Below are 24,351 nucleotides of genomic sequence, written 5' to 3' on the forward strand. Positions count from 1 at the left end.
CTACTGACAGAGCAAACAAGGAGAATCCCATGACCGAAACCGTTATCGCCAAAGGCAGCCCGCGTCCGTTCAAGGTGCTGGGCATCCAGCAGATCGCCATTGGCGGCCCGAGCAAGGCGCGCCTGCAGACCCTGTGGGTCGACATGTTCGGCCTGGAAAAGATTGGTACTTTCCAGAGCGAGCGTGAGAACGTGGACGAGGACATCTGCGCCATTGGCAGCGGCCCGTTCAAGGTCGAGGTCGACCTGATGCAGCCGATGGATCCGGAGAAGAAGCCGGCCGTGCACGCCACGCCGCTGAACCACGTCGGCCTGTGGATCGATGACCTGCCCGTGGCCGTCGAATGGCTGTCGGCGCAAGGCGTGCGTTTTGCGCCGGGCGGCATCCGCAAGGGCGCAGCCGGCTTTGACATCACCTTCATCCACCCCAAGGGCAACGAGGAGCTGCCGATTGGTGGCGAGGGTGTGCTGATCGAGCTGGTGCAGGCTCCGCAGGAAGTGATCGACGCCTTTGCCAAGTTGGCGGGCAACTGATTGTCTGGCCGCTGCCGTGTGAAGGCAGGGCCAGAAAACAGGCAGGCGACCGGGGAAACGGTCGCCTGTTGTCGTATTGGGGCAAGGCGTTCAGCTCTGGCGGCGTGCGCGGGCCTTGGCCAGCGCGGCCTCAATGATGGCGCGCTTCTTGTCCAGCACCACCGGATCAGTGTGCAGGCTCTGTTCTTCCAGATGCTCCAGCTTGTGCTCGGCCTTGGCTTCCAGCCGATCGGCGTTTTCTGCTTCGGCGCGCTGCAGCTGGAACTGGTGGAAGGTATAGCGTTCCAGCGCCTGTTGCGCCAGCGCCGGTGACCAGGCATCCCAGCCGCTGCGCTCGCCGCTGATTGGCTCCATGGCGATGCAATCGACCGGGCAGGCGATGGCGCACAGGTCGCAGCCGGTACAGAGTGGCTCCACCACGGTGTGCATGCGCTTGTTGCTGCCCAGGATGGCATCGGTCGGGCAGGCCTTGATGCACAGCGTGCAGCCGATGCACCAGGCTTCGTCGATCACGGCGACCGTCATTGGGCCTTCCTGGCCGAATTCGGGGTTCAGCGCTGCAGGAAGCCGTGCCTCCTCCAGCCCGATAGCTGCGGCAATGCGCTGCATGCCCTCGACGCCACCCGGCGGGCACTGGTCGATGCCGGCTTCAGCCGTGGCAATCGCCTGGGCGTAGCCTGCGCAATCCGGGTAGCCGCAACGCTGGCACTGTGTCTGCGGCAGCACGCGGTGGATTGCCTGGGCGCGTGCATCAGGCAGGGTAGGGACAGGGAGGGGGAGATTCCGAGAGGTCATGGGAGGATTGGCAGCAGGCAGAAACAGCACAGCCCGGCAGGGCCGGGCTGGCGTGTCAGATCTGCAGTATAGAAGATCAGGGCTGCTTGCTGGCGCTGGCTTCCTGCTTCACCGGCTGTGCGCCATCTGCGGTTTCAGGCGTACGCCAGGCAGTGACCGGGCGGCTGGCTTCGGCTTCAGGGGCCGCAGCGGGCGTGCTGTTGCTGGCAGCTTCTGTCTTGGCCGGAGCTGAGGCAGCAGGCGTCTTGCTCGCTGCCTGGGGGGCCGCTGCTGCCTGAGTCGTAGCCGCAGCCTTCGGTTGGCTGGACGTGGCCGGCTTGCTGGCAGCGACAGCCGGCTTGCTTTCGGCCTTGGCGGCTTCGGCAGGCTGGGCCGCTGTTGCGGGCTTGGCCGCAGTGGCCTTGGCAGCGGCAGCCGTCTTGCTCGCAGCCGGCTTGCGCGTTGCGGCCGGCTTGGCGCGGGTCGTAGCCGGCTTTCTGGCAGCCGGCGCCTTGGCGGCCGGTGCAGCAGCCGCCACGGCCGGCGTGGTGGCTTTGGCCTGGCTGGTAGCCGGAGCATCTTCGACCGGCTGGTAGTTGTTGCCCAGTTGCAGTTGTTCGTACAGGTCTTCGCGGTTTTCCAGCGCTTCCATCAGGGCCTGGGAGGCGGCACGGCGTTTGGTCGTGACGATGCCGGTATGGTGCCTGGCGATGAAATCGCGCAGGATCGGGTAGACCACTTCGCGCCAGCGACGGCCGCTGAAGATACCGTAGTGACCGGCACCCATGACCTCGAAATATTGCTTTTCGCTCTCCGGCACGCTGCTGCACAGGTCCAGCGAGGCCTGGGTCTGGCCCAGACCGGCGATGTCATCCAGTTCGCCCTCGATCGCCAGCACGGCGGTCTTGGTGATGTCCTGCGGACGCACCAGCTCGGGCGTGCCTTCCGGATTGCGCACTTCCCACGTGCCGTTCGGCAGGGCGTAGTCCTGGAACACGGTCTTGATGGTGTCGAGGTAAAACTCGGCATCCATGTCGAGCACGGCGTTGTACTCGTCGTAGAACTTGCGGTGGGATTCGGTGCTGCCACCGTCACCACGCACCAGATCCTTGAAGTAGTCGTAGTAGCTGGTGGCGTGGCGGTTCGGGTTCATGGCCACGAAACCGGCGTACTGCAGGAAGCCGGGGTAGACGCGGCGACCGGCACCGGGGTAGTTGTTCGGCACACGATGGATCACGTTGGTCTCGAACCAGGCCAGGCTGCGCTTGATCGCCAGGTCGTTCACGGCGGTGGGCGAACGGGAGGCGTCGATCGGGCCACCCATCATGGTCATGGAGGCCGGGGTCTTTTCGCCACGCGTGGCCATCAGGGACACGGCCGCCATCACCGGCACGGTCGGCTGGCAGACGCTGACCACGTGCACTTCGCCGTTGTTTTCCTGCAGGTAGCGGATGAACTCCTGCACGTAGTTGACGTAGTCGTCCAGGCTGAAGGTGCCTTCGGACAGCGGCACTTCACGTGCGTTCTTCCAGTCGGTGATGTAGACCTTGTGGTCACGCAGCAGCGTGCGCACGGTGTCGCGCAGCAGGGTGGAGTAGTGGCCGGACAGCGGGGCCACCACCAGTACCACCGGGGAACGCAGCAGGGTTTCCAGCGTCTTGGTGTCGTCGGCGTAGCGCTTGAAGCGCAGCAGGTTGCAGAATGGCTTGCTGATCTCGACACGCTCGTGGATCGTCACGCTGACGCCATCGACCGGTACCGAGGTGATGCCGAATTCGGGCTTTTCGTAATCCTTGGCGAGACGGTGGAGCAGGTTGTAGCCAGCGGCAACGCGGTTGGCCATGGGCGCGTGGCTCATCGGCGCCAGCGGGTTGGTGAACAGACGCGAGGCAACGAGCGCGAGTTCGGCAAACGGTTCCATCAGCGTGCGCTGGGCTTCGTAAATCTGGTAGAGCATGGTGATTCCCTGTTTCTTTTTTGCTGCAGTGCAACAATGGTAACAGCTTATGCTGGCTGCTTCAACGAACAAACGGTCGTGCTAAATGACCTCAACAAGTCATTTTGCGCCTGCTATTACTCGGGAACATAAGGATATTCCCTAGAGAAGTAAGTTGCATGACGCATGTCAAGATGCGCCAGAGTGTTGTCTGTATACAAAAAAAAGCCACTCCGGCTGGAGTGGCTTGACTGGCGTGATGCGATCAGATCACCTGGGCGATGCTGTTGCAGACATGGCCGATGTTCTGGCTGTTGAGTGCCGCCACGCACATGCGGCCAGTGTCGGTGCCGTAGACGCCAAACTCGTTGCGCAGGCGTACCATCTGGTCCTTGTTCAGGCCGGAGTAGCTGAACATGCCGACCTGGGTGGTGATGAAGGACATGTCCTGCTGTACGCCGGCGGCTTTCAGGCCGTCAACCAGCGCCTGGCGCATCTGCTTGATGCGCACGCGCATTTCACCCAGCTCCTTTTCCCACAGGGCGCGCAGTTCCGGGTCATTCAGCACGATGGCGACGACGCTGCCGCCGTGCGTCGGCGGGTTGCTGTAGTTGGTGCGGATCACGATCTTGAGCTGGCTCATGACGCGGGCGGCTTCTTCCTTGCTGGCGCTGACCACGCTCAGGGCACCAACGCGCTCGCCGTACAGGCTGAAGCTCTTGCTGAAGGAGGTAGAGACGAAGAACTGCAGGCCGGCCGCAACGAACTTGCCGATCACGGCGCCATCTTCGGCAATGCCGGCACCAAAGCCCTGGTAGGCCATGTCGAGGAAGGCGACCAGGTTCTTGTTCTTGACCACGTCAACCACCTGATCCCACTGGGCGGCGGTCAGGTCGTAGCCGGTCGGGTTGTGGCAGCAGGCGTGCAGCACCACGACGGTGCCGGCGGGTGCGGCGTTCAGGCTGGCCAGCATGCCGTCAAAGTTGATGCCACGCTTGTCGGCATCGTAGTAGGCATAGGTCTCGACGGTGAAGCCGGCATTGGTGAACAGGGCGCGGTGGTTTTCCCAGCTCGGATCGCTGATCAGCACCTTGGCATCGGGATTGAGCTTTTTCAGGAAGTCGGCGCCGATCTTCAAGCCGCCGGTACCGCCCAGGGCCTGCACGGTGGAGACACGGCCGCTTTGCACGACTTCGCTGTCGGCACCGAACACCAGGCCCTTGACCGCGCTGTCATAGGCGGCCAGGCCGTCGATCGGCAGGTAGCCGCGCGCGGCCTTTTTTTCCATCAGGCGCTGTTCGGCGATCTGCACGCATTCCAGCAGCGGCAGCTTGCCGTTGTCGTCAAAGTACACGCCCACGCCCAGATTCGTCTTGCTGGGGTTGGTGTCGGCGCCAAATTGTTCGTTCAGGCCCAGGATCGGATCGCGCGGGGCCATTTCGACGGCGGAAAAAAGGGACATGGTTTACCTCTGGTGGATGAAAAGTGCCGTGGTGTGCAGGCAAAACGGGTGTGCCGGGCAGGCCGTTTCAGCCAGCGGCAGACACAACATTCCATTGTAGGGCGTGGCGCCGGCATGGAGATGAATTTCTTTGCGCTGGCTGGAGCGCCGGCCATGCTTTACATTGCTGGTTTCGTCCCCATCTGCCGTGCCATGCCTGTTTCTCCCAAGCCCGATCTGCCCGACGCCAATACGGCACAAGCGCCCCAGGGCAGCTTTGTGTCCTATCCCGATTCCCCGTTCCAGCTGTTCCAGCCCTATCCGCCGGCGGGTGACCAGCCGACGGCGATTGCCGGCCTGGTGGAAGGGGTCCGTGATGGCGAGGCCTACCAGACGCTGCTGGGCGTGACAGGCTCCGGCAAGACCTACACCATGGCCAACGTGATCGCCCAGCTCGGCCGGCCGGCGATCGTGTTTGCGCCGAACAAGACGCTGGCGGCGCAGCTCTATAGCGAGTTCCGCGAGTTCTTTCCGAAGAATGCGGTGGAATATTTCGTCAGCTATTACGACTACTACCAGCCCGAAGCCTATGTGCCGCAGCGCGACCTGTTCATCGAGAAGGACAGCGCGATCAACGAGCATATCGAGCAGATGCGACTGAGCTGCACCAAGAGCCTGCTGGAGCGGCGTGACGTGGTGATCGTGGCAACCGTGTCGGCGATCTACGGTATCGGCAAGCCGGAAAGCTACCACCGCATGATCATGACGCTGCGCGAGGGCGATACCTACAGCCAGCGCGAGGTAATCGCGCAGCTGGTGCGCATGCAGTACCAGCGCAACGAGATGGAGTTCACGCGCGGCAAGTTCCGCGTGCGCGGCGACACCATCGACGTGTTTCCGGCGGAGCACAGCGAACTGGCCCTGCGCATCGAATTGTTTGACGACGAGATCGAGACGCTGCAGCTGTTCGATCCGCTCACCGGCAAGGTGCGCCAGCGGCTGGCACGCTTTACCGTCTACCCGAGCAGCCATTACGTGACGCCGCGCGAGCAGGTGCTGGCGGCAGTCGAAACCATCAAGGAAGAGCTGAAGGAGCGGCTCGCCTTCTTTTATGAAGAGGGCAAGCTGGTGGAAGCGCAGCGGCTGGAGCAGCGCACCCGCTTTGATCTGGAAATGCTGTCCGAAGTGGGGCACTGCAAGGGCATTGAGAACTACTCGCGCCACCTGGCCGGTACTGCGCCGGGCGAGGCACCGTCCACGCTGACCGATTACCTGCCGCCCGACAGCCTGATGTTCCTGGACGAGAGCCACAACATGATCGGCCAGCTCGGCGGCATGTACAACGGTGACCGTTCGCGCAAGCAGACCCTGGTCGATTACGGCTTCCGGCTACCGAGCGCGCTGGACAATCGGCCGCTCAAGTTCGAGGAATTCGAAGGCAAGATGCGCCAGGTGGTGTTTGTCTCGGCCACGCCGGCCGATTACGAGAAAACCCATTCCGGCCAGGTGGTGGAGCAGGTGGTGCGCCCGACCGGCCTGGTGGACCCGGAAGTGGAAGTGCGGCCTGCCACGCACCAGGTCGATGACGTGCTGCAGGAAATCCGCCTGCGCGTGGAGCAGGGCGATCGCGTGCTGATTACCACGCTGACCAAGCGCATGGCCGAGCAGCTGACCGATTACCTGGCCGAGAACGGCGTGCGCGTGCGCTACCTGCACAGCGATATCGATACGGTGGAACGGGTGGAGATCCTGCGCGACCTGCGGCTGGGCGAGTTTGATGTGCTGGTCGGTATCAACCTGCTGCGGGAAGGCCTGGATATTCCCGAGGTCTCCCTGGTGGCGATCCTGGACGCCGACAAGGAAGGCTTCCTGCGCTCTGAACGCAGCCTGATCCAGACCATTGGCCGCGCTGCGCGCAACGTCAACGGCAAGGCAATCCTGTATGCCGACCGCATTACCGACAGCATGCAGCGCGCCATGTCGGAAACCGGCCGCCGCCGAGAGAAGCAGCTGGCGCACAACCTGGAGCATGGCATCACGCCGCGCAGTGTGGTGAAGAAGGTACGCGACCTGATCGATGGCGTCTATAGCGAGAAGGCGAGCAAGGCGGCACAGCAGCAGGAATTGCAGCGCGCCTATGTCGAGGACGTCAGCGAGAAGGATTTGTCCAAGGAAATCAAGCGTCTGGAAAAACAGATGCTGGAGCACGCGAAAAATCTGGAGTTCGAGCAGGCGGCGCGTACGCGCGATCAGCTGGCGGCCTTGCGCGAACGCGTGCTGGGCGGAGCCGCACACGACAGTGTGATTTGAAATTTTTATCGTTTCCATCAGGCAAAACCATCCCTTTGTCCTAGTGGGATGTATGGTTATCTGCTATACTCGACACAATTACTCGGGATATCGACCTTCCCGGGTCCTTTCAAGGAACGATTGAAGAGGTACCAGACCATGCGACTCACGACCAAGGGACGCTTCGCCGTTACTGCCATGATCGACCTGGCCCTGCGCCAGTCCAGTGGCCCGGTAACGCTGGCCGCGATCAGCCAGCGCCAGCAAATTTCGCTGTCCTATCTGGAACAGCTGTTTGGCAAGCTGCGTCGCCACGAACTGGTGGAATCCACCCGTGGCCCGGGCGGCGGCTATTCGCTGGCGCGCAAGGCGCAGGACATCACGGTGGCCGACATCGTGGTGTCGGTAGACGAACAGCTCGACGCCACCAGCTGCGGCGGCAAGAGCAATTGCCGCGGTGAACATACCGGTCCGTGCATGACCCACGACCTGTGGACCAGCCTGAACGAGCGCATGCTCGACTTCCTGCGCTCGGTCAGCCTGCAGAAGCTGGTGGACGAGCAGATCGCCAGGGGAGTGCAGGTCGAGGACAAGCCGATCATCAAGCGCGCGATTTCCAGCACGCCGGTGATCAAGCCGCTGCGCGTCAACGCACCCAACTCGGTGTTCGCTTTGGGCACCACCCCGATTTCCAAGTAAACCATCCAACAGATCTAGACCCATCATGAGCAAGCAATACCCGATCTATCTGGACTACGCCGCGACCACCCCGGTTGATCCCCGTGTGGCCGAGGCCATGATCCCTTGGCTGGCCGAGCACTACGGCAACCCGGCGTCGCGCAGCCACGCCTGGGGCTGGGAAGCCGAAGACGCGGTGGACAACGCCCGCGAGCAGGTCGCTGCGCTGATCAACGCCGATGCGCGTGAAATCATCTGGACCAGCGGCGCTACCGAATCCGACAACCTGGCGATCAAGGGCGCGGCCCAGTTCTACAAGAGCCGCGGCAAGCACCTGATCACGGTCAAGACCGAACACAAGGCGGTGCTGGACACCATGCGCGAGCTGGAGCGCCAGGGCTTTGAGGTGACCTATCTGGACGTGCAGGAAAACGGCCTGATCGACCTGGACGTGCTGAAGGCGGCAATCCGCCCCGACACCATCCTGATCAGCGTGATGTTCGTGAACAACGAGATCGGCGTGATCCAGGACATCCAGGCCATCGGCACGCTGTGCCGCGAGAAGGGCATCGTGTTCCATGTGGACGCGGCCCAGGCCACCGGCAAGACGCCGATTGATGTGCAGACCATGCCGATCGACCTGATGAGCCTGGCCTCGCACAAGGTCTACGGCCCCAAGGGCATTGGCGCGCTGTACGTGCGTCGCAAGCCGCGCATCCGCCTGGAAGCGCAGATGCACGGTGGCGGCCACGAACGCGGCATGCGCAGCGGCACGCTGGCCACGCACCAGATCGTCGGCATGGGCGAGGCCTACCGCCTGGCCAAGGCCGAGATGGAGCAGGATCGCGAACACGCCAACAAGCTGTACCAGCGCCTGCTGACCGGCCTGAGCAAGATTGACCAGTCCTTCGTCAACGGTGACACGCCGAACCGCATCCCGCACATCCTGAACATGAGCTTCAACTTCGTCGAAGGCGAATCGCTGATGATGGGCGTGAAGTCGCTGGCGGTGTCCAGTGGCTCGGCCTGTACCAGCGCCAGCCTGGAGCCCAGCTATGTGCTGCGCGCCCTGGGTCGCAGCGACGAACTGGCCCATAGCAGCCTGCGCATGTCCTTTGGCCGCTTCACCACCGAAGCCGACGTGGATCACGCGATTGCCGAGATCACCGAGAACGTGGCCAAGCTGCGCGAGCTGAGCCCGCTGTGGGAAATGTTCCTGGATGGCGTCGACATGGACGCCATCGAATGGGCGGCGCACTGATGACCGCCCGGCGCGCCACTCCCTGGCTGCTGGCCGGCGCTCTGGCCGTCAGCATGCTGCCGCTGCAGGCGCAGGCCTCCACCCAGGTGGCCTGCCTGCTGATGGGGCAGGTCAAGGAGGTGCGCGCACAACCGCTGTCCGAGCTGGTGGTGCGGTTCCAGATCCAGGGCGTGCGTGACGACAACACGCAGCGCAACGATGTGGAATGCCGCAAGCAGTTCAAGGCTGGTGACAGCCTGTGGGCCAGCCTGAACCTGAACAAGCTGCCCCAGACACTGGCCTACAAGTCCGGTGACCGGATCTGGATGAGCTATCGCTACGGGGACGATCGTAGCGGCAGTGTCTGGCGCAAGTACGAAGCAATATCGTCCACGCAATACATGGAGAAAAGAAATGGCATACAGTGACAAGGTCGTTGACCACTACGAAAACCCCCGCAACGTTGGCTCTTTTGACAAGGGCGACGAATCCGTCGGTACCGGCATGGTGGGCGCACCGGCCTGTGGCGACGTCATGAAGCTGCAGATCAAGGTCAACCCGCAGACCGGCGTGATCGAGGATGCACGCTTCAAGACCTATGGTTGTGGCTCCGCCATCGCCAGCAGCTCGCTGGTGACCGAATGGGTCAAGGGCAAGACGCTGGACGAGGCCGCTGCGCTGAAGAACAGCCAGATTGCCGAAGAGCTGGAGCTGCCGCCGGTCAAGGTGCACTGCTCCATCCTGGCGGAAGACGCCATCAAGGCCGCCGTCAACGACTACAAGCAGAAGCACCAGGCCTGAGCGTGCCCGGCTGAACGCAGGTGCCGGCTGGCACCTGCTCGCAAGGAATTTCCGACATGGCAATTACGATGACAGAAGCGGCGGCACGACATGTCAACCGTTCGCTCAGCAAGCGTGGCAAGGGCGTGGGTGTGCGCCTGGGCATCAAGACGACTGGCTGTTCCGGCCTGGCCTATACGCTGGAGTACGTGGACGAGCCTGCTAGCGAGGACGTGATCTTCGAGCAGCACGGCGTCAAGGTACTGGTCGATCCCAAGAGCCTGGCCTATATCGATGGCACCGAGCTCGATTACGTGCGCGAAGGCCTGAACGAAGGCTTCAAGTTCCTCAATCCGCGGGAACGCGATCGCTGCGGTTGCGGCGAAAGCTTCCGCGTCTGATTCACCATGCAGGCCCGGGCCACCGTGTCGGTGACGCTGGACAACGAGGCGGAGATCCTGGCGATCAACCGCTGGTTCCGTCGCTGGGGGCCCAGCCTGCACTGTTCTGACAACCAGGGCTGTGGCTGCTGCGTGGATGTCTGGCAGGTCGAGGCTCCACTCGAAGCCTTTGATGACCTGCCGGCACCGATGCGCAGCCGACCGGTCGTGAGCGAGCATCCATGATCAATCTGCAATCTACCGATTTCGAGCTGCTGAACGTGCCGACGCAGTTTTCCCAGGATCTGGCGCAGCTGGACAATGCCAGAAAGGCCTTGCTGCGCGAGGTCCATCCGGACCGCTTTGTCGCCGAAGGGCCGGCCATGCAGCGCATGGCCATGCAATGGGCGGTGCGCATCAACGAGGCCTACCAGCGCCTGAAGGATCCGCTCGAGCGTGGTGCCTACCTGTGCGAGCTCAACGGCGAACCGATCCAGGCCGAGAGCAATACCGCGATGCCGCCGGATTTCCTGGTGCAGCAGATGGAATGGCGCGAGGCGCTGGAAGAGGCCAAGGACGCTCCGGCCCTGCAGGCACTGGCAGACGACGTGCAGCAGCAGCGCCAGATTGCCGAAGCCGCGATTACCGAGGCCATCGACCAGCAGCAGGACTATGTGGCAGCGAGCACCTGGGTGCGCAAGTTGATGTTCATCCACAAGTTTGCACAGGAGGTGCGACAGCACCAGCTGCGCCAGGCCGGCTGATACGCCGCTATCGCCCGTTGCCGGCCCGCCAGACACTTCTTGGACAATACGCAATACGGATACTTGGCGCAGACTCGCTGGCCTGCGCATTTTTTCTGATCTATGGCACTCCTACAAATTTCCGAACCGGGCCAGTCGCCCAACCCGCACGAACGCCGCATTGCTGTCGGCATCGACCTGGGCACCACGCATTCGCTGGTGGCATCGCTGCGCCATGGCAACGCCGAATGCCTGCCCGATGCCGATGGCAAGCTGCTGCTGCCGTCGGCCGTGCGCTACCTGGACAATGGCGGCCGCCAGATCGGCTACCAGGCGCTGGAGCATCTGGCCGATGACCCGCACAACACGATTATCTCGGTCAAGCGCTTCATGGGCCGCAGCCTGAACGATATCCGCGCCAGCTATGGCGATGCACTGCACTACGCGCTCGATGCCGACGATGCCGACAAGGGTATGGTGCGCATCCAGACGCGCGCCGGTGACAAGTCGCCGGTCGAGGTCAGCGCCGAGATCCTGGCCACGCTGCGTTATCGTGCCGAAGATACTTTTGACGACGACCTGTATGGTGCGGTGATCACCGTGCCCGCGTATTTTGACGATGCCCAGCGTCAGGCGACCAAGGATGCCGCGCAAATGGCTGGCATCAATGTGCTGCGCCTGATCAACGAACCCACAGCCGCCGCGATTGCCTACGGTCTGGACAATGCCAGCGAAGGCGTCTACGCGGTGTTTGACCTGGGCGGTGGCACGTTTGACATTTCCATCCTGCGCCTGACGCAGGGCGTGTTCGAAGTGATTGCCACCAATGGCGATTCCGCCCTGGGCGGTGACGACTACGACCGCACACTGTCGCAACTCGCGCAGCAACGCGCCAGCATCAGCGCCGTCACGCCTGAAGACCAGGCGGCGCTGCAGCTGGCGGCACGTGCCTGCAAGCACGGCCTGACTGAAGCTGACAGTGCCCGTTTCGAGGTTACGCTGACGACCGGCCAGATTGCGCTGGACATCACGCGCCAGGACTTTGCCGATGCCACCGCTGAGCTGACCAGACGCGCCCTGCAGGTGACGCGCCAGGCGCTGCACGATGCCCAGCTGCTGCCGGCAGAAGTGCAGGGCGTGGTCATGGTGGGCGGCTCGACCCGCATGCCGGTGATCCGCCAGGCCGTCAAAGACTTTTTTGGCAGCGAGCCGCTGACCGACCTGAACCCCGACGAGGTCGTGGCGCTGGGTGCGGCGATTCAGGCCAACCAGCTGGCTGGCAACAGCCGTGAGGGCGACATCCTGCTGCTGGACGTGATTCCGCTCTCGCTCGGCATCGAGACCATGGGCGGCCTGGTGGAGCGCATCATCCCGCGCAACCAGACGATTCCGGTCGCCATGGCACAGGATTTCACCACCTATCAGGACGGCCAGACCGCGATGAGCCTGCACGTAGTGCAGGGCGAGCGCGACATGGTGGACGACTGCCGCAGCCTGGCGCGCTTCACGCTGCGCGGCATCCCGCCGATGTCGGCCGGTGCGGCGCGCATCCGCGTCACCTTTACCGTGGATGCCGATGGCCTGCTGAATGTCAGCGCCAGCGAGCAGACCAGCGGCGTGCAGGCGCAGATCGAGGTCAAACCCAGCTATGGCCTGGACGATGCCACCATCACCACCATGCTGCGGGACAGCTTTGCCACGGCCGAGCAGGACATGGCGGCACGTGCGCTGGCTGAGGCCCGCGTCGATGCCGACCGCATGATCCTGGCCACGCACAGCGCGCTGAAGGCAGACGGTGATCTGCTGACGGACGATGAGCGCCAGCAGATCGACGTGCTGATCGCACAACTGGACACCACCCGCCAGAGTACGGACCCGGCTGCCATCGAGGCGGCTACCAAGACCCTGGCTACCGGCACCGAAGCCTTTGCTGCCATGCGCATGAATCGCGGCATCCAGCAGGCGCTTTCCGGCAAGAACATCGAGACTATGTGATATGGCAACCATCAAGATCCTTCCCCATCCCGAGTACTGCCCCGAGGGCGCAGAAATCCAGGTGCCGTTTGGCACCACCATCTGCCAGGGCCTGCTCGACAACGACATCAATCTCGACCACGCTTGTGACATGAGCTGCGCCTGCACCACCTGCCACGTGGTGGTGCGCCAGGGCTTCAACAGCCTGAACGAGATGGACGAGTGCGAAGAAGACATGCTGGACCGCGCCTGGGGCCTGGAGCCCGATTCGCGCCTGTCCTGCCAGGCCATGGTCGGCCAGCAGGACCTGGTGGTGGAGATTCCCAAGTACTCCATCAACCACGCCAAGGAAAACCACTGAGCGGACGGGCAGCATGCGCCAGATCATTCTCGATACTGAAACCACCGGCCTGGAAGTCAGCGACGGCAACCGCATCATCGAGATCGGTTGCGTGGAGCTGCTGAACCGCCAGTTGACCGGCAACAACCTGCACCTGTACATCAACCCGGAGCGCGAGAGCGAGGAGGGCGCGCTGCGCGTGCACGGCCTGACGACCGAGTTCCTGCGCGACAAGCCGCGCTTTGCCGAGATCGTGCAGCAGTTCCTGGACTATGTGCAGGGTGCCGAGGTGATCATCCACAACGCGGCGTTTGACGTGCGCTTTCTGGATTACGAACTGAGCCTGCTGCAGCGCCAGGAAGGTTTTCGCAGCCATGTGGCGAACGTGATCGATTCGCTGGCGCTGGCCAAGGAGCAGTTTCCGGGCAAGCGCAACTCGCTGGATGCGCTGTGCGACCGCTTTGGCATCGACAACTCCAACCGCACGCTGCACGGCGCCTTGCTGGACGCGGAGCTGCTGGCCGACGTCTACATCAGCCTGACGCGTGGTCAGGAAACCCTGGTGATGTACGCCGAGCAGGCCGATGACACGGGCACTGGTACCGCCGTGGCGCAGGTGGACCTGAGCCAGATCGTGCTGCCGGTGCTGCGCGCCAACGCCGCCGAGCAGGATGCGCACGTGGCCATGCTGGCGGTACTGGACAAGGCCAGTGGCGGCAACACGATCTGGAAAAAAAGTTCAGACGACTTGCAGAACACCTGAAAGTTGTGCCATAATCATGGCTTCAGCGGTTGACGAGCACCAGTTCTTCAACCGCTCACCAGACAAAGGGTGTTTAGCTCAGTGGTAGAGCACTGCCTTCACACGGCAGGGGTCAGTGGTTCGAACCCACTATCACCCACCAAAAAATAATAATAAAAACAGGCACTTACGGGAAACCGTAGGTGCCTTTTTCGTTGCGGGGGTAATAGAGGGGTGTAGTCTCTGCAGATAAGATGGCTCACCGGCTTTCATTTGCCCTCCTTCAGAGACAACCTTCATGAACCAAATCGAACCGCCCGAATCCCCTGACCAGCCCCCCAAGAAGAAATCCAGCCCCTGGAACTGGATTCTCCCCGCCATCGGCATCATCCTGGCAATCCAGATCCTTGGCCCGGTGGCTGGCTTGGCCGCGATCGTGGTCTATGTGGTGGTGGCTAAATCAAAGCTGGGCCGCTTCTGGGCCACGGTGCTGGCTATCATCACCGGCGTGCTGGTACTGGCAGCTCTGATGCAGTTCCTGGGGATAGGCCCAGGTGTTGCAGGTTGAACAAGGGCGGCAGCCTACAAAATTAAAACTAAAGATTGGATGCATTCACGAAAATAGGGATTGTGATCTACAATGATTGTTGTCTAAAGTTCTCAGGAAGACAACATGAAGCACCACCTTTCCCTACTTCTCATGCTTAGTATTGGGGGTCGTCTCAGAAAACGGAAAATAAAGCACGCTAAGCCGGTTGCAGCGGCCGTAGCGGCCTGAACTTGCCCGCGCCGATCTTGGCGCTGCTGCGCCAGAGGTAATCGCCGGTCAGGTTGATGTGCTCCCAGCCGAGCGGCGACAGGTACTGCAACAGGCCGTCATCGACGGCTTGACCGTGGCCACGCAAGGCGTTCGCGGCCCGCTCCAGATAGACCGTGTTCCATAGCACGATGGCCGCCGTCACCAGGTTGAGGCCGCTGGCCCGGTAGCGCTGCTGCTCGAAGCTGCGGTCGCGGATTTCCCCCAGGCGGTTGAAGAACACGGCGCGGGCCAGCGCGTTGCGCGCCTCGCCTTTGTTCAGCCCGGCATGCACGCGGCGGCGCAGCTCGACGCTTTGCAGCCAGTCCAGGATGAACAGTGTGCGCTCGATGCGTCCCAGCTCACGCAGGGCGACGGCCAGGCCGTTCTGGCGCGGGTAGCTGCCAAGCTTCCTGAGCATCAGCGAGGCCGTCGCCGTGCCCTGCTTGATCGAGGTGGCCATCCGCAGGATTTCATCCCAATGGGCGCGGACGTGCTTGATGTTGAGCGTGCCGCCGATCATCGGTTTCAACGCCTCGTAGGTGGCATCGCCCTTCGGGATGTAGAGCTTGGTGTCGCCCAGTCTCAGCAATGGCGGGAACGGTGGCTCATCAGCGCCAAGGATGACGCCGGGAAAGCGCAGGTAGCAGAGCTGCACCGCGAAGCCCAGCCGATTGGCCGGGCCGCGCCGCTGCCGGATGATGGAGAGGTCGCTTTCGCTGAACGTGTAGTGACGGATCAACTCATCCTTGGTGTCCGGCAACGCCAGCAGGCTTTCGCGCTCGGCGGCGGAGAGGATCGAACGGCGGGGCATGCGGTTTCCTTCTTCTTGAAAACGTAGGTTTGTGACAAGCCCGCCAAGGCAACCGGCGCGTGTCATTTTCAGAAGACGACTGCACCAGTTGATTGGGCGTAATGGCTGTTGTGCAGCCAGCTCCTGACAGTTCAATATCAGAAGTGATCTGCACCAATCTCGACTATGCTCAATACTCGTGTGCACCAAAGCGAGGTGAGCATGGCGACGGAGGCTCTGTTGCAAAGATTGGCGGCAGTCAGAGGTAGGCTGTCGCTCTGCGCCGATCAGGCGGCTGCTGCGAAATGGTGGTTGAGCATGCCCATGGCCTCCGTCAGCGCCGAGGGCCCAATGCCAAAAGCTCTCTCCACAAGGCGCACCTCGCCCCTGATGCCGGGCTGCAGGCACCAGGGGCGAGCCTGTCCTTTGCGCAGGGCTCGCATGACTTCGAATCCCTTGATCGTGGCATAGGCCGTGGGGATCGATTTGAAACCGCGCACCGGCTTGATCAGTATCTTGAGCTTTCCGTGATCGGCCTCGATCACGTTATTGAGATACTTCACCTGCCGGTGGGCCGTCTCCCGGTCCAGCTTTCCTTCGCGCTTCAATTCGGTGATCGCTGCACCATAGCTCGGCGCTTTGTCGGTATTGAGCGTGGCAGGCTTTTCCCAGTGCTTCAGGCCTCGCAGGGCCTTGCCCAGGAACCGCTTCGCTGCCTTGGCGCTGCGGGTCGGCGACAGGTAGAAATCGATCGTGTCGCCCCGCTTGTCGACTGCCCGGTACAGGTAGGTCCACTTGCCCCGCACCTTGACGTAGGTTTCATCCAGGCGCCAGCTCGGATCAAAGCCACGCCGCCAGAACCAGCGCAGCCGCTTCTCCATCTCCGGGGCGTAGCACTGGACCCAGCGATAGATCGTCGTATGGTCGACCGAAATGCCGCGTTCCGCCAGCATTTCCTCAAGGTCGCGATAGCTGATCGGATAGCGACAATACCAGCGCACCGCCCACAGGATCACATCACCCTGGAAATGGCGCCACTTGAAATCCGTCATCGTTCCGTCCGTCCAATCTCCGCCAAGCATGCTCAAGCTTCACGATTTTTGCAACAGAGCCCACACGAGTATTGAGCATAGTCGAGATTGGTGCAGATCACTTCTGATATTGAACTGTCAGGAGCTGGCTGCACAACAGCCATTACGCCCAATCAACTGGTGCAGTCGTCTTCTGAAAATGACATTTGGTATCTCTCATAAACGGATGTTTTTGAGAGAACTATCTTCGGCCTTCACACGCACGAAAGGCGGCGAAGCTCCGCCGTTAATCCGTCCGCCGGAGATCTCGCCCAGGCAGGCTGAAGGCCGAGCAAGCCTGACAGGCCCGAAAAGCCCGGCACGGGCGTCGGCGGCGATGACGGCGGCGGCATTATCCAGGGTTGATGATGGAAGTGGAGGATATCGACAACCTCTCGCGCAACCAAGACATCGCGGTCGGACTGCAAGTGATCTTGAAGCCACGGGCCCGTCCCACCCCGACATGGACCTCGATGCCCGAACGGACGTTAGATTTCGAGTTCTAGGCGTTCTGCGATGAAGGTTGGATCCCAGCCGGGATTGAAAGTGTCGACGTGGGTGAATCCGAGCCGCTCGTATAGGCCACGCAGGTTCGGGTGGCAGTCGAGCCGCAGCTTGGCGCACCCCTGCGTTCGCGCGGCATGGCGGCAAGCCTCGATCAGCGCGGAGCTGACACCCCGGCCCGCATGTGTCCGTCGCACCGCGAGCTTGTGCAGATATGCGGCCTCCCCCTTGAGGGCGTCGGGCCAGAACTCGGGATCCTCGGCCGACAAGGTGCAACAGCCGACGATGCCGTCGCTGCAACTCGCGACTAGGAGCTCGGATCTCAGGACGAAGGTCTCCGCGAATGTCCGGTCGATCCGCGCGACGTCCCAGGCGGGCGTTCCCTTGGCGGACATCCACGCCGCAGCGTCGTGCATCAGCCGCACAACCTCGTCGATATCACCCGAGCAGGCGACCCGAACGTTCGGAGGCTCCTCGCTGTCCATTCGCTCCCCTGGCGCGGTATGAACCGCCGCCTCATAGTGCAGTTTGATCCTGACGAGCCCAGCATGTCTGCGCCCACCTTCGCGGAACCTGACCAGGGTCCGCTAGCGGGCGGCCGGAAGGTGAATGCTAGGCATGATCTAACCCTCGGTCTCTGGCGTCGCGACTGCGAAATTTCGCGAGGGTTTCCGAGAAGGTGATTGCGCTTCGCAGATCTCCAGGCGCGTGGGTGCGGACGTAGTCAGCGCCATTGCCGATCGCGTGAAGTTCCGCCGCAAGGCTCGCTGGACCCAGATCCTTTACAGGAAGGCCAACGGTGGCGCCCAAGAAGGATTTCCGCGACACCGAGACCAATAGCGGAAGCCCCAACGCCGACTTCAGCTTTTGAAGGTTCGACAGCACGTGCAGCGATGTTTCCGGTGCGGGGCTCAAGAAAAATCCCATCCCCGGATCGAGGATGAGCCGGTCGGCAGCGACCCCGCTCCGTCGCAAGGCGGAAACCCGCGCCTCGAAGAACCGCACAATCTCGTCGAGCGCGTCTTCGGGTCGAAGGTGACCGGTGCGGGTGGCGATGCCATCCCGCTGCGCTGAGTGCATAACCACCAGCCTGCAGTCCGCCTCAGCAATATCGGGATAGAGCGCAGGGTCAGGAAATCCTTGGATATCGTTCAGGTAGCCCACGCCGCGCTTGAGCGCATAGCGCTGGGTTTCCGGTTGGAAGCTGTCGATTGAAACACGGTGCATCTGATCGGACAGGGCGTCTAAGAGCGGCGCAATACGTCTGATCTCATCGGCCGGCGATACAGGCCTCGCGTCCGGATGGCTGGCGGCCGGTCCGACATCCACGACGTCTGATCCGACTCGCAGCATTTCGATCGCCGCGGTGACAGCGCCGGCGGGGTCTAGCCGCCGGCTCTCATCGAAGAAGGAGTCCTCGGTGAGATTCAGAATGCCGAACACCGTCACCATGGCGTCGGCCTCCGCAGCGACTTCCACGATGGGGATCGGGCGAGCAAAAAGGCAGCAATTATGAGCCCCATACCTACAAAGCCCCACGCATCAAGCTTTTGCCCATGAAGCAACCAGGCAATGGCTGTAATTATGACGACGCCGAGTCCCGACCAGACTGCATAAGCAACACCGACAGGGATGGATTTCAGAACCAGAGAAAGAAAATAAAATGCGATGCCATAACCGATTATGACAACGGCGGAAGGGGCAAGCTTAGTAAAGCCCTCGCTAGATTTTAATGCGGATGTTGCGATTACTTCGCCAACTATTGCGATAACAAGAAAAAGCCAGCCTTTCATGATATATCTCCCAATTTGTGTAGGGCTTATTATGCACGCTTAAAAATAATAAAAGCAGACTTGACCTGATAGTTTGGCTGTGAGCAATTATGTGCTTAGTGCATCTAACGCTTGAGTTAAGCCGCGCCGCGAAGCGGCGTCGGCTTGAACGAATTGTTAGACATTATTTGCCGACTACCTTGGTGATCTCGCCTTTCACGTAGTGAACAAATTCTTCCAACTGATCTGCGCGCGAGGCCAAGCGATCTTCTTCTTGTCCAAGATAAGCCTGTCTAGCTTCAAGTATGACGGGCTGATACTGGGCCGGCAGGCGCTCCATTGCCCAGTCGGCAGCGACATCCTTCGGCGCGATTTTGCCGGTTACTGCGCTGTACCAAATGCGGGACAACGTAAGCACTACATTTCGCTCATCGCCAGCCCAGTCGGGCGGCGAGTTCCATAGCGTTAAGGTTTCATTTAGCGCCTCAAATAGATCCTGTTCAGGAACCGGATCAAAGAGTTCCTCCGCCGCTGGACCTACCAAGGCAACGCTATGTTCTCTTGCTTTTGTCAGCAAGATAGCCAGATCAATGTCGATCGTGGCTGGCTCGAAGATACCTGCAAGAATGTCATTGCGCTGCCATTCTCCAAATTGCAGTTCGCGCTTAGCTGGATAACGCCACGGAATGATGTCGTCGTGCACAACAATGGTGACTTCTACAGCGCGGAGAATCTCGCTCTCTCCAGGGGAAGCCGAAGTTTCCAAAAGGTCGTTGATCAAAGCTCGCCGCGTTGTTTCATCAAGCCTTACGGTCACCGTAACCAGCAAATCAATATCACTGTGTGGCTTCAGGCCGCCATCCACTGCGGAGCCGTACAAATGTACGGCCAGCAACGTCGGTTCGAGATGGCGCTCGATGACGCCAACTACCTCTGATAGTTGAGTCGATACTTCGGCGATCACCACTTCCCTCATGATGTTTAACGTTGGAGCTAAGGGGCAGGCACAGGCGGCGCATAAAATGCGAAGCATGCGCCGACTGGGACTGTCCAGCGACCGCAGGGAGCGACCTTGAGCGACTTGTTAGCCACCAATGATGCCCTCACTTTCCATGATTTTGGTGGGAATGGATTTTCTTAGCGGCAACTTACTTTCGTTGTCTATATCCATGTTAAAGGCGAAAAAGTAAACCTCTGTCTCCTTCTCAACCCACCCAACCCACCATGCGACACCAGGATTTGACTCAGTTCCCACACCAGAAAAACCAGTTTTTGAATGCACTAGATATTCAGGTGCCGCCTCCGTTACCAAAGCCTCTTTTACTATTAGCTGGTTTTCTTTAGATGCTGACAATTTATTTAAATATAGAGACTCTAGAAACTCCACTTGATTAACTGCGGAAATTCTAAGCTGGCCTTCCAACCAGAATTTGTCAATGCCACCACTGATATTCTGGTTGCCATAGGAAAATTTTTTAAGGTATTTCTGCATTCTTACTTCGCCAACTTCTCTGGCGATTTGTTGAAATACGGGAACAGCTGAAACTTGTATTGCCCCTCTTAAGGTCAAGTCTCTTTCCCATTGCTTCATGGCTCTTGGCTTTCCGTCCCATTTGAAAACCTGATGCTCATTCTTTATGACACCAGTTTCTAGGCCGATAATTGCGTTGGGGATCTTAAATGTTGATGCTGGAAGATATTCCTTTGATGCACGAGCTAAGTCATTGGTAGCGCAGGATTTACTGCTACTTTTACAAAGCACGAAGACACCATTGACGGCTTCGGCAGAGAACTCTTTGTTCCAAGACGTATTTTCTGTAATTGAACCAGCTAATGCCGTACTCGAAAGACACGCGATAATTACATATGCGGCAAATGTTTTCATGGCACCTTCTTGGTGGCTAACGTTAATTCGACCTCAGAGGCGTTTAAGTCAAAATACCTCTGACGTCTAACATGATTAATCAAAGTCTGATTTTTTAACAAAATCAGAAAGATAGACGCGAAACTTTAAAACAAAGGCGTCAACACTTCAAGTAGCGATCTTTCGCTTCGGCGAGGCCTAACTTTGTTTTAGGGCGACTGCCCTGCTGCGTAACATCGTTGCTGCTCCATAACATCAAACATCGACCCACGGCGTAACGCGCTTGCTGCTTGGATGCCCGAGGCATAGACTGTACAAAAAAACAGTCATAACAAGCCATGAAAACCGCCACTGCGCCGTTACCACCGCTGCGTTCGGTCAAGGTTCTGGACCAGTTGCGTGAGCGCATACGCTACTTGCATTACAGCTTACCAACCGAACAGGCTTATGTCCACTGGGTTCGTGCCTTCATCCGTTTCCACGGTGTGCGTCACCCGGCAACCTTGGGCAGCAGCGAAGTCGAGGCATTTCTGTCCTGGCTGGCGAACGAGCGCAAGGTTTCGGTCTCCACGCATCGTCAGGCATTGGCGGCCTTGCTGTTCTTCTACGGCAAGGTGCTGTGCACGGATCTGCCCTGGCTTCAGGAGATCGGAAGACCTCGGCCGTCGCGGCGCTTGCCGGTGGTGCTGACCCCGGATGAAGTGGTTCGCATCCTCGGTTTTCTGGAAGGCGAGCATCGTTTGTTCGCCCAGCTTCTGTATGGAACGGGCATGCGGATCAGTGAGGGTTTGCAACTGCGGGTCAAGGATCTGGATTTCGATCACGGCACGATCATCGTGCGGGAGGGCAAGGGCTCCAAGGATCGGGCCTTGATGTTACCCGAGAGCTTGGCACCCAGCCTGCGCGAGCAGCTGTCGCGTGCACGGGCATGGTGGCTGAAGGACCAGGCCGAGGGCCGCAGCGGCGTTGCGCTTCCCGACGCCCTTGAGCGGAAGTATCCGCGCGCCGGGCATTCCTGGCCGTGGTTCTGGGTTTTTGCGCAGCACACGCATTCGACCGATCCACGGAGCGGTGTCGTGCGTCGCCATCACATGTATGACCAGACCTTTCAGCGCGCCTTCAAACGTGCCGTAGAACAAGCAGGCATCACGAAGCCCGCCACACCGCACACCCTCCGCCACTCGTTCGCGACGGCCTTGCTCCGCAGCGGTTACGACATTCGAACCGTGCAGGATCTGCTCGGCCATTCCGACGTCTCTACGACGATGATTTACACGCATGTGCTGAAAGTTGGCGGTGCCGGAGTGCGCTCACCGCTTGATGCGCTGCCGCCCCTCACTAGTGAGAGGTAGGGCAGCGCAAGTCAATCCTGGCGGATTCACTACCCCTGCGCGAAGGCCATCGGTGCCGCATCGAACGGCCGGTTGCGGAAAGTCCTCCCTGCGTCCGCTGATGGCCGGCAGCAGCCCGTCGTTGCCTGATGGATCCAACCCCTCCGCTGCTATAGTGCAGTCGGCTTCTGACGTTCAGTGCAGCCGTCTTCTGAAAACGACAGCGCGGCACGGGAATCAAGGCATTGCGATTCTCGAAAATAGTTCTTGAAATTCTATTCTTGATTGCATATCATCTCAACGAGTTTCGATAAGAAAGGATGCGCATGCGACCGTCTGTTGTGCTTGACATGAAGCGAAGCGCAGTGCGTGAAGCGGTAGGCCGCTTTCGCGCCGCGAACCCGCGCGTCTTCGGCTCGGTGCTGCATGGCACCGACCGGGATGGCAGCGACCTCGACCTGTTGGTCGATGCGCTGCCCGGTGCCACGTTGTTGGACTTGGGCGATTTGGAAGAAGAACTGAAATCGCTGCTCGGCGTTGACGTCGATCTGCTGACTCCCGGCGACCTGCCGCCGAAGTTCCGGGCCAAGGTGCTCGCGGAGGCGCAACCGATATGAGCGAGAACCGCCTGCCCGATTACCTCGACCACATTCAGCAGGCCGCAACCGATGCGCGCAGCTTCGTGGAAGGGATGGCCAAGGACGACTTCTTGGCCGACAAGCGCACCCAGCAGGCCGTCATCATGAGCCTGATCGTCATCGGCGAGGCGGCCACAAAGGTGATGGATGGCTACGTCGAGTTCACCCAGGCGCATGCCGACGTGCCGTGGCGCAGCATGCGCAATATGCGTAATCGCATGGCTCACGGCTATTTCGACATCAACCTCGATGTGGTGTGGGAGACGGTACAGGAATGGCTGCCGGCGTTGCTCCAGCAATTGCCCGCCGTGCGTCAGGATGCCGACGATGAAGACCGTAACGACAACTGTGAAAGAGGGATCTCCGATGACTGTTGAATCGAGAATATTTTCTGTAGCCGAGTATGTTCAGCCGTCCGAAGGCGAGCCTATTCGTTCCGTTGTGCTTGAAACCCGAGACTCAATTATCGTGGTTTGGCATGTCCATCCCGGGCAGGAAATTGCGGCTCACATTCATCCTCACGGCCAAGACACGTGGACTGTTTTGTCGGGAATGGCTGATTACTTTCAGGGCAATGGGATTGTTCGTGCCCTCAGGGAAGGTGAGATAGCCGTGGCAAGACCGGGCCAAGTGCACGGGGCGCGAAATACAGGTACCGAGCCATTTGTGTTCGTCTCGGTTGTGGCATCAGCCAATGCCGGTTTCGTATTGGCTGAGCGATAGAGCCCAATCTCTGGAGTTGGTCCAATGAGCGGTCGGGGAGATAGGTAACAGACATGCAGCGGACACGGCTGCTAAACCAGGTCGCAAACCTCCTTGCGTCGCAGCGTGCCGCAAGCGACGCGATCAATCGAATGGGGTCGGCATGAGACTGAACACCATCCAGTTCCCGACCGCGTAGCCGCCTGTCCTGCCGATCAGGTCTTGACCATCGACGCCTGGGATCAGTCCTGAATGTTCTTGGAGACCACTACGTTATGAGCCGCAGCCGCCGCAAAACACCCATCGTCGGGCACACGACCTGCGGCAGCGAGCGCGAGGACAAGAAGCTCTGGCATCAGCGCTGGCGCACCCGTGAGCGCACGGCGCTGACCAGCGCGTCGCCCGAAGCCCTGAGCGCCCATCTGCCCCTGCTGGAAAACCAGGCCAGCAGCGTCTGGTCGATGGGCAAGGATGGCCGCTCCTACTGGCCCGTCAAGCGCCAGGCCGCCACGGCGGATCGCATCGCCAATCACAAGGGACGCAACCCGCAAGAACGCGCCTCCCTGAAAAAGCGCCTGAATCGACCCGGATCCTGTAGACACCTGTGAGTCTCATAACTGAGGTCTAATAGGAGGTGCCATGAGTCAGAAGAGATATCCGGAAGAATTCAAGATCGAAGCGGTCAGACAGATTGTGGAGCGCGGTCATGCGGTGGCCGAAGTATCGGAACGCTTGGGCGTCAGCCAACACAGCCTGTACAAGTGGATCAAGCAGCGACAGATGTCCCCCGGCCAGCGCCAGGAGCAATTGAGCCAGTCCGAGGAGCTGCGCCGCCTGAAGGCTGAACTCAAGCGTGTTACCGAGGAGCGCGACATCCTAAAAAAAGCCGCCGCGTACTTTGCCAGGCAGTCCGGGTGAGGTACGCGTTTATCCAGCGCCATGAGGGTGTACACGCGGTACGCCGTCTATGTTCGGTGCTGAGGGTCCATCCCAGCGGCTATTACGCCTGGAAGCACAAACCCTACAGCGAC

At 60.5% G+C, this 24,351-nt stretch carries 28 protein-coding genes, 1 tRNA gene and 1 pseudogene; 20 read left to right on the plus strand and 10 right to left on the minus strand.

Translation table 11 applies throughout. The features are described from left to right. Window positions 1-29 precede the first annotated feature (29 nt). Window positions 30-533, plus strand: a complete 504-nt coding sequence (locus V1261_RS05100; RefSeq protein ID WP_329770357.1) for a VOC family protein — start codon at window positions 30-32, stop codon at window positions 531-533. Window positions 534-623: 90 nt separating this feature from the next. Here the strand turns inward: V1261_RS05100 and V1261_RS05105 are convergent, their stop codons facing one another. The 3 genes from V1261_RS05105 to V1261_RS05115 form a co-directional block, all read right to left on the minus strand. Next, window positions 624-1,328, minus strand: coding sequence for an RnfABCDGE type electron transport complex subunit B (locus V1261_RS05105; protein WP_329770358.1), 705 nt, complete (start codon window positions 1,326-1,328; stop codon window positions 624-626). Window positions 1,329-1,404: 76 nt separating this feature from the next. Further along, complete coding sequence (locus V1261_RS05110) at window positions 1,405-3,264, minus strand: polyhydroxyalkanoate depolymerase (RefSeq protein WP_329770359.1); 1,860 nt, start codon at window positions 3,262-3,264, stop codon at window positions 1,405-1,407. Between the two features lie 244 nt (window positions 3,265-3,508). Then, window positions 3,509-4,705 (minus strand): amino acid aminotransferase, encoded by a 1,197-nt coding sequence (locus V1261_RS05115; protein ID WP_329770360.1) that lies wholly within the window; start codon window positions 4,703-4,705, stop codon window positions 3,509-3,511. 192 nt (window positions 4,706-4,897) lie between these two features. On the opposite strand from V1261_RS05115, the gene uvrB reads away from it, so the two are divergent. The 13 genes from uvrB (at window position 4,898) to V1261_RS05180 (ending at window position 14,418) form a co-directional block, all read left to right on the plus strand. After that, the gene (gene uvrB, locus V1261_RS05120) at window positions 4,898-6,994 is read left to right on the plus strand and encodes an excinuclease ABC subunit UvrB (protein WP_329770574.1); all 2,097 of its coding nucleotides are present in this window, start codon (window positions 4,898-4,900) and stop codon (window positions 6,992-6,994) included. A 138-nt stretch (window positions 6,995-7,132) separates the two neighbouring features. Next, window positions 7,133-7,672, plus strand: a complete 540-nt coding sequence (locus tag V1261_RS05125) for a Fe-S cluster assembly transcription factor (RefSeq protein WP_329770361.1) — start codon at window positions 7,133-7,135, stop codon at window positions 7,670-7,672. Window positions 7,673-7,697: 25 nt separating this feature from the next. Then, on the plus strand, window positions 7,698-8,912 hold the full coding sequence (locus tag V1261_RS05130; protein WP_329770362.1) for an IscS subfamily cysteine desulfurase: 1,215 nt from the start codon (window positions 7,698-7,700) through the stop codon (window positions 8,910-8,912). After that, a complete protein-coding gene (locus V1261_RS05135) occupies window positions 8,912-9,319 on the plus strand; it encodes a hypothetical protein (protein ID WP_329770363.1) in 408 nt (135 codons plus the stop codon). The genes V1261_RS05130 and V1261_RS05135 overlap by 1 nt, the downstream gene beginning before the upstream one ends. Beyond that, window positions 9,306-9,692, plus strand: a complete 387-nt coding sequence (gene iscU / locus V1261_RS05140) for a Fe-S cluster assembly scaffold IscU (RefSeq protein ID WP_329770364.1) — start codon at window positions 9,306-9,308, stop codon at window positions 9,690-9,692. Before V1261_RS05135 ends, iscU begins: the two co-directional genes overlap by 14 nt. Window positions 9,693-9,748: 56 nt before the next feature. After that, window positions 9,749-10,072, plus strand: coding sequence for an iron-sulfur cluster assembly protein IscA (gene iscA, locus V1261_RS05145; RefSeq protein WP_329770365.1), 324 nt, complete (start codon window positions 9,749-9,751; stop codon window positions 10,070-10,072). Between the two features lie 6 nt (window positions 10,073-10,078). After that, window positions 10,079-10,297 carry a hypothetical protein gene (locus V1261_RS05150; protein ID WP_329770366.1) on the plus strand — a complete coding sequence of 73 codons (219 nt, stop codon included), beginning with the start codon at window positions 10,079-10,081 and terminating at the stop codon, window positions 10,295-10,297. After that, window positions 10,297-10,815 (plus strand): Fe-S protein assembly co-chaperone HscB, encoded by a 519-nt coding sequence (hscB, locus tag V1261_RS05155; protein WP_329770575.1) that lies wholly within the window; start codon window positions 10,297-10,299, stop codon window positions 10,813-10,815. The genes V1261_RS05150 and hscB overlap by 1 nt, the downstream gene beginning before the upstream one ends. A 102-nt stretch (window positions 10,816-10,917) precedes the next feature. Further along, complete coding sequence (gene hscA / locus V1261_RS05160; RefSeq protein WP_329770367.1) at window positions 10,918-12,789, plus strand: Fe-S protein assembly chaperone HscA; 1,872 nt, start codon at window positions 10,918-10,920, stop codon at window positions 12,787-12,789. A 1-nt stretch (window position 12,790) separates the two neighbouring features. After that, window positions 12,791-13,129 (plus strand): ISC system 2Fe-2S type ferredoxin, encoded by a 339-nt coding sequence (gene fdx, locus V1261_RS05165; RefSeq protein WP_329770368.1) that lies wholly within the window; start codon window positions 12,791-12,793, stop codon window positions 13,127-13,129. 13 nt (window positions 13,130-13,142) lie between these two features. Continuing rightward, a complete protein-coding gene (gene dnaQ / locus V1261_RS05170; protein WP_329770369.1) occupies window positions 13,143-13,871 on the plus strand; it encodes a DNA polymerase III subunit epsilon in 729 nt (242 codons plus the stop codon). Between the two features lie 67 nt (window positions 13,872-13,938). Further along, window positions 13,939-14,013, plus strand: a tRNA-Val gene (locus tag V1261_RS05175). 135 nt (window positions 14,014-14,148) lie between these two features. Beyond that, window positions 14,149-14,418: a hypothetical protein gene (locus tag V1261_RS05180; protein WP_329770370.1), complete on the plus strand. Its 270-nt coding sequence runs from the start codon at window positions 14,149-14,151 to the stop codon at window positions 14,416-14,418. Window positions 14,419-14,596: 178 nt separating this feature from the next. On the opposite strand, the gene V1261_RS05185 is transcribed toward V1261_RS05180, so the two are convergent. The 7 genes from V1261_RS05185 to V1261_RS05225 form a co-directional block, all read right to left on the minus strand. Continuing rightward, entirely contained in the window at window positions 14,597-15,526 is a 930-nt protein-coding gene (locus tag V1261_RS05185) for a Tn3 family transposase (RefSeq protein ID WP_329770371.1), read from the minus strand. A 200-nt stretch (window positions 15,527-15,726) separates the two neighbouring features. Beyond that, on the minus strand, window positions 15,727-16,491 hold the full coding sequence (locus V1261_RS05195) for an IS6-like element IS6100 family transposase (RefSeq protein WP_001389365.1): 765 nt from the start codon (window positions 16,489-16,491) through the stop codon (window positions 15,727-15,729). 506 nt (window positions 16,492-16,997) lie between these two features. Continuing rightward, window positions 16,998-17,498 (minus strand): GNAT family N-acetyltransferase, encoded by a 501-nt coding sequence (locus tag V1261_RS05205; RefSeq protein WP_000376623.1) that lies wholly within the window; start codon window positions 17,496-17,498, stop codon window positions 16,998-17,000. 127 nt (window positions 17,499-17,625) lie between these two features. Continuing rightward, window positions 17,626-18,465, minus strand: coding sequence for a sulfonamide-resistant dihydropteroate synthase Sul1 (gene sul1, locus V1261_RS05210; RefSeq protein WP_000259031.1), 840 nt, complete (start codon window positions 18,463-18,465; stop codon window positions 17,626-17,628). Further along, window positions 18,459-18,806: a quaternary ammonium compound efflux SMR transporter QacE delta 1 gene (locus V1261_RS05215; RefSeq protein ID WP_000679427.1), complete on the minus strand. Its 348-nt coding sequence runs from the start codon at window positions 18,804-18,806 to the stop codon at window positions 18,459-18,461. Before V1261_RS05215 ends, sul1 begins: the two co-directional genes overlap by 7 nt. Before the next feature lie 163 nt (window positions 18,807-18,969). After that, window positions 18,970-19,761: an ANT(3'')-Ia family aminoglycoside nucleotidyltransferase AadA1 gene (gene aadA1, locus V1261_RS05220; protein ID WP_001209508.1), complete on the minus strand. Its 792-nt coding sequence runs from the start codon at window positions 19,759-19,761 to the stop codon at window positions 18,970-18,972. 108 nt (window positions 19,762-19,869) lie between these two features. Beyond that, window positions 19,870-20,670 (minus strand): oxacillin-hydrolyzing class D beta-lactamase OXA-10, encoded by an 801-nt coding sequence (locus tag V1261_RS05225; protein ID WP_000846390.1) that lies wholly within the window; start codon window positions 20,668-20,670, stop codon window positions 19,870-19,872. 317 nt (window positions 20,671-20,987) lie between these two features. On the opposite strand from V1261_RS05225, the gene intI1 reads away from it, so the two are divergent. The 6 genes and pseudogenes from intI1 to V1261_RS05255 form a co-directional block, all read left to right on the plus strand. Beyond that, window positions 20,988-22,001 (plus strand): class 1 integron integrase IntI1, encoded by a 1,014-nt coding sequence (gene intI1, locus V1261_RS05230; protein ID WP_000845039.1) that lies wholly within the window; start codon window positions 20,988-20,990, stop codon window positions 21,999-22,001. A gap of 305 nt (window positions 22,002-22,306) precedes the next feature. Further along, window positions 22,307-22,597, plus strand: a complete 291-nt coding sequence (locus V1261_RS05235) for a nucleotidyltransferase family protein (protein WP_001247892.1) — start codon at window positions 22,307-22,309, stop codon at window positions 22,595-22,597. Further along, a complete protein-coding gene (locus tag V1261_RS05240; protein ID WP_001293886.1) occupies window positions 22,594-22,995 on the plus strand; it encodes a HepT-like ribonuclease domain-containing protein in 402 nt (133 codons plus the stop codon). The genes V1261_RS05235 and V1261_RS05240 overlap by 4 nt, the downstream gene beginning before the upstream one ends. Further along, window positions 22,985-23,341, plus strand: a complete 357-nt coding sequence (locus V1261_RS05245) for a cupin domain-containing protein (RefSeq protein ID WP_003465043.1) — start codon at window positions 22,985-22,987, stop codon at window positions 23,339-23,341. The genes V1261_RS05240 and V1261_RS05245 overlap by 11 nt, the downstream gene beginning before the upstream one ends. A gap of 254 nt (window positions 23,342-23,595) precedes the next feature. Further along, on the plus strand, window positions 23,596-23,928 hold the full coding sequence (locus V1261_RS05250) for a hypothetical protein (protein ID WP_329770564.1): 333 nt from the start codon (window positions 23,596-23,598) through the stop codon (window positions 23,926-23,928). Window positions 23,929-23,959: 31 nt separating this feature from the next. Further along, window positions 23,960-24,351 (plus strand): annotated as a pseudogene (locus tag V1261_RS05255) (transposase); the annotation flags it as partial.

This window comes from Brachymonas sp. J145, assembly GCF_036312245.1.
GTDB classification, from domain to species: Bacteria; Pseudomonadota; Gammaproteobacteria; order Burkholderiales; family Burkholderiaceae_C; genus Brachymonas; species Brachymonas wangyanguii.

Excerpts from the sequence above, each read along its gene's own strand:
- V1261_RS05100 (WP_329770357.1), top strand. The coding sequence starts at position 30 with ATGACCGAAACCGTTATCGCCAAAGGCAGCCCGCGTCCGTTCAAGGTG.
- V1261_RS05105 (WP_329770358.1), bottom strand. The coding sequence starts at position 1,328 with ATGACCTCTCGGAATCTCCCCCTCCCTGTCCCTACCCTGCCTGATGCA.
- V1261_RS05110 (WP_329770359.1), bottom strand. The coding sequence starts at position 3,264 with ATGCTCTACCAGATTTACGAAGCCCAGCGCACGCTGATGGAACCGTTT.
- V1261_RS05115 (WP_329770360.1), bottom strand. The coding sequence starts at position 4,705 with ATGTCCCTTTTTTCCGCCGTCGAAATGGCCCCGCGCGATCCGATCCTG.
- uvrB (WP_329770574.1), top strand. The coding sequence starts at position 4,898 with ATGCCTGTTTCTCCCAAGCCCGATCTGCCCGACGCCAATACGGCACAA.
- V1261_RS05125 (WP_329770361.1), top strand. The coding sequence starts at position 7,133 with ATGCGACTCACGACCAAGGGACGCTTCGCCGTTACTGCCATGATCGAC.
- V1261_RS05130 (WP_329770362.1), top strand. The coding sequence starts at position 7,698 with ATGAGCAAGCAATACCCGATCTATCTGGACTACGCCGCGACCACCCCG.
- V1261_RS05135 (WP_329770363.1), top strand. The coding sequence starts at position 8,912 with ATGACCGCCCGGCGCGCCACTCCCTGGCTGCTGGCCGGCGCTCTGGCC.
- iscU (WP_329770364.1), top strand. The coding sequence starts at position 9,306 with ATGGCATACAGTGACAAGGTCGTTGACCACTACGAAAACCCCCGCAAC.
- iscA (WP_329770365.1), top strand. The coding sequence starts at position 9,749 with ATGGCAATTACGATGACAGAAGCGGCGGCACGACATGTCAACCGTTCG.
- V1261_RS05150 (WP_329770366.1), top strand. The coding sequence starts at position 10,079 with ATGCAGGCCCGGGCCACCGTGTCGGTGACGCTGGACAACGAGGCGGAG.
- hscA (WP_329770367.1), top strand. The coding sequence starts at position 10,918 with ATGGCACTCCTACAAATTTCCGAACCGGGCCAGTCGCCCAACCCGCAC.
- fdx (WP_329770368.1), top strand. The coding sequence starts at position 12,791 with ATGGCAACCATCAAGATCCTTCCCCATCCCGAGTACTGCCCCGAGGGC.
- dnaQ (WP_329770369.1), top strand. The coding sequence starts at position 13,143 with ATGCGCCAGATCATTCTCGATACTGAAACCACCGGCCTGGAAGTCAGC.
- V1261_RS05180 (WP_329770370.1), top strand. The coding sequence starts at position 14,149 with ATGAACCAAATCGAACCGCCCGAATCCCCTGACCAGCCCCCCAAGAAG.
- V1261_RS05185 (WP_329770371.1), bottom strand. The coding sequence starts at position 15,526 with ATGACACGCGCCGGTTGCCTTGGCGGGCTTGTCACAAACCTACGTTTT.
- V1261_RS05195 (WP_001389365.1), bottom strand. The coding sequence starts at position 16,491 with ATGACGGATTTCAAGTGGCGCCATTTCCAGGGTGATGTGATCCTGTGG.
- V1261_RS05205 (WP_000376623.1), bottom strand. The coding sequence starts at position 17,498 with ATGGACAGCGAGGAGCCTCCGAACGTTCGGGTCGCCTGCTCGGGTGAT.
- sul1 (WP_000259031.1), bottom strand. The coding sequence starts at position 18,465 with ATGGTGACGGTGTTCGGCATTCTGAATCTCACCGAGGACTCCTTCTTC.
- V1261_RS05215 (WP_000679427.1), bottom strand. The coding sequence starts at position 18,806 with ATGAAAGGCTGGCTTTTTCTTGTTATCGCAATAGTTGGCGAAGTAATC.
- aadA1 (WP_001209508.1), bottom strand. The coding sequence starts at position 19,761 with ATGAGGGAAGTGGTGATCGCCGAAGTATCGACTCAACTATCAGAGGTA.
- V1261_RS05225 (WP_000846390.1), bottom strand. The coding sequence starts at position 20,670 with ATGAAAACATTTGCCGCATATGTAATTATCGCGTGTCTTTCGAGTACG.
- intI1 (WP_000845039.1), top strand. The coding sequence starts at position 20,988 with ATGAAAACCGCCACTGCGCCGTTACCACCGCTGCGTTCGGTCAAGGTT.
- V1261_RS05235 (WP_001247892.1), top strand. The coding sequence starts at position 22,307 with ATGCGACCGTCTGTTGTGCTTGACATGAAGCGAAGCGCAGTGCGTGAA.
- V1261_RS05240 (WP_001293886.1), top strand. The coding sequence starts at position 22,594 with ATGAGCGAGAACCGCCTGCCCGATTACCTCGACCACATTCAGCAGGCC.
- V1261_RS05245 (WP_003465043.1), top strand. The coding sequence starts at position 22,985 with ATGACTGTTGAATCGAGAATATTTTCTGTAGCCGAGTATGTTCAGCCG.
- V1261_RS05250 (WP_329770564.1), top strand. The coding sequence starts at position 23,596 with ATGAGCCGCAGCCGCCGCAAAACACCCATCGTCGGGCACACGACCTGC.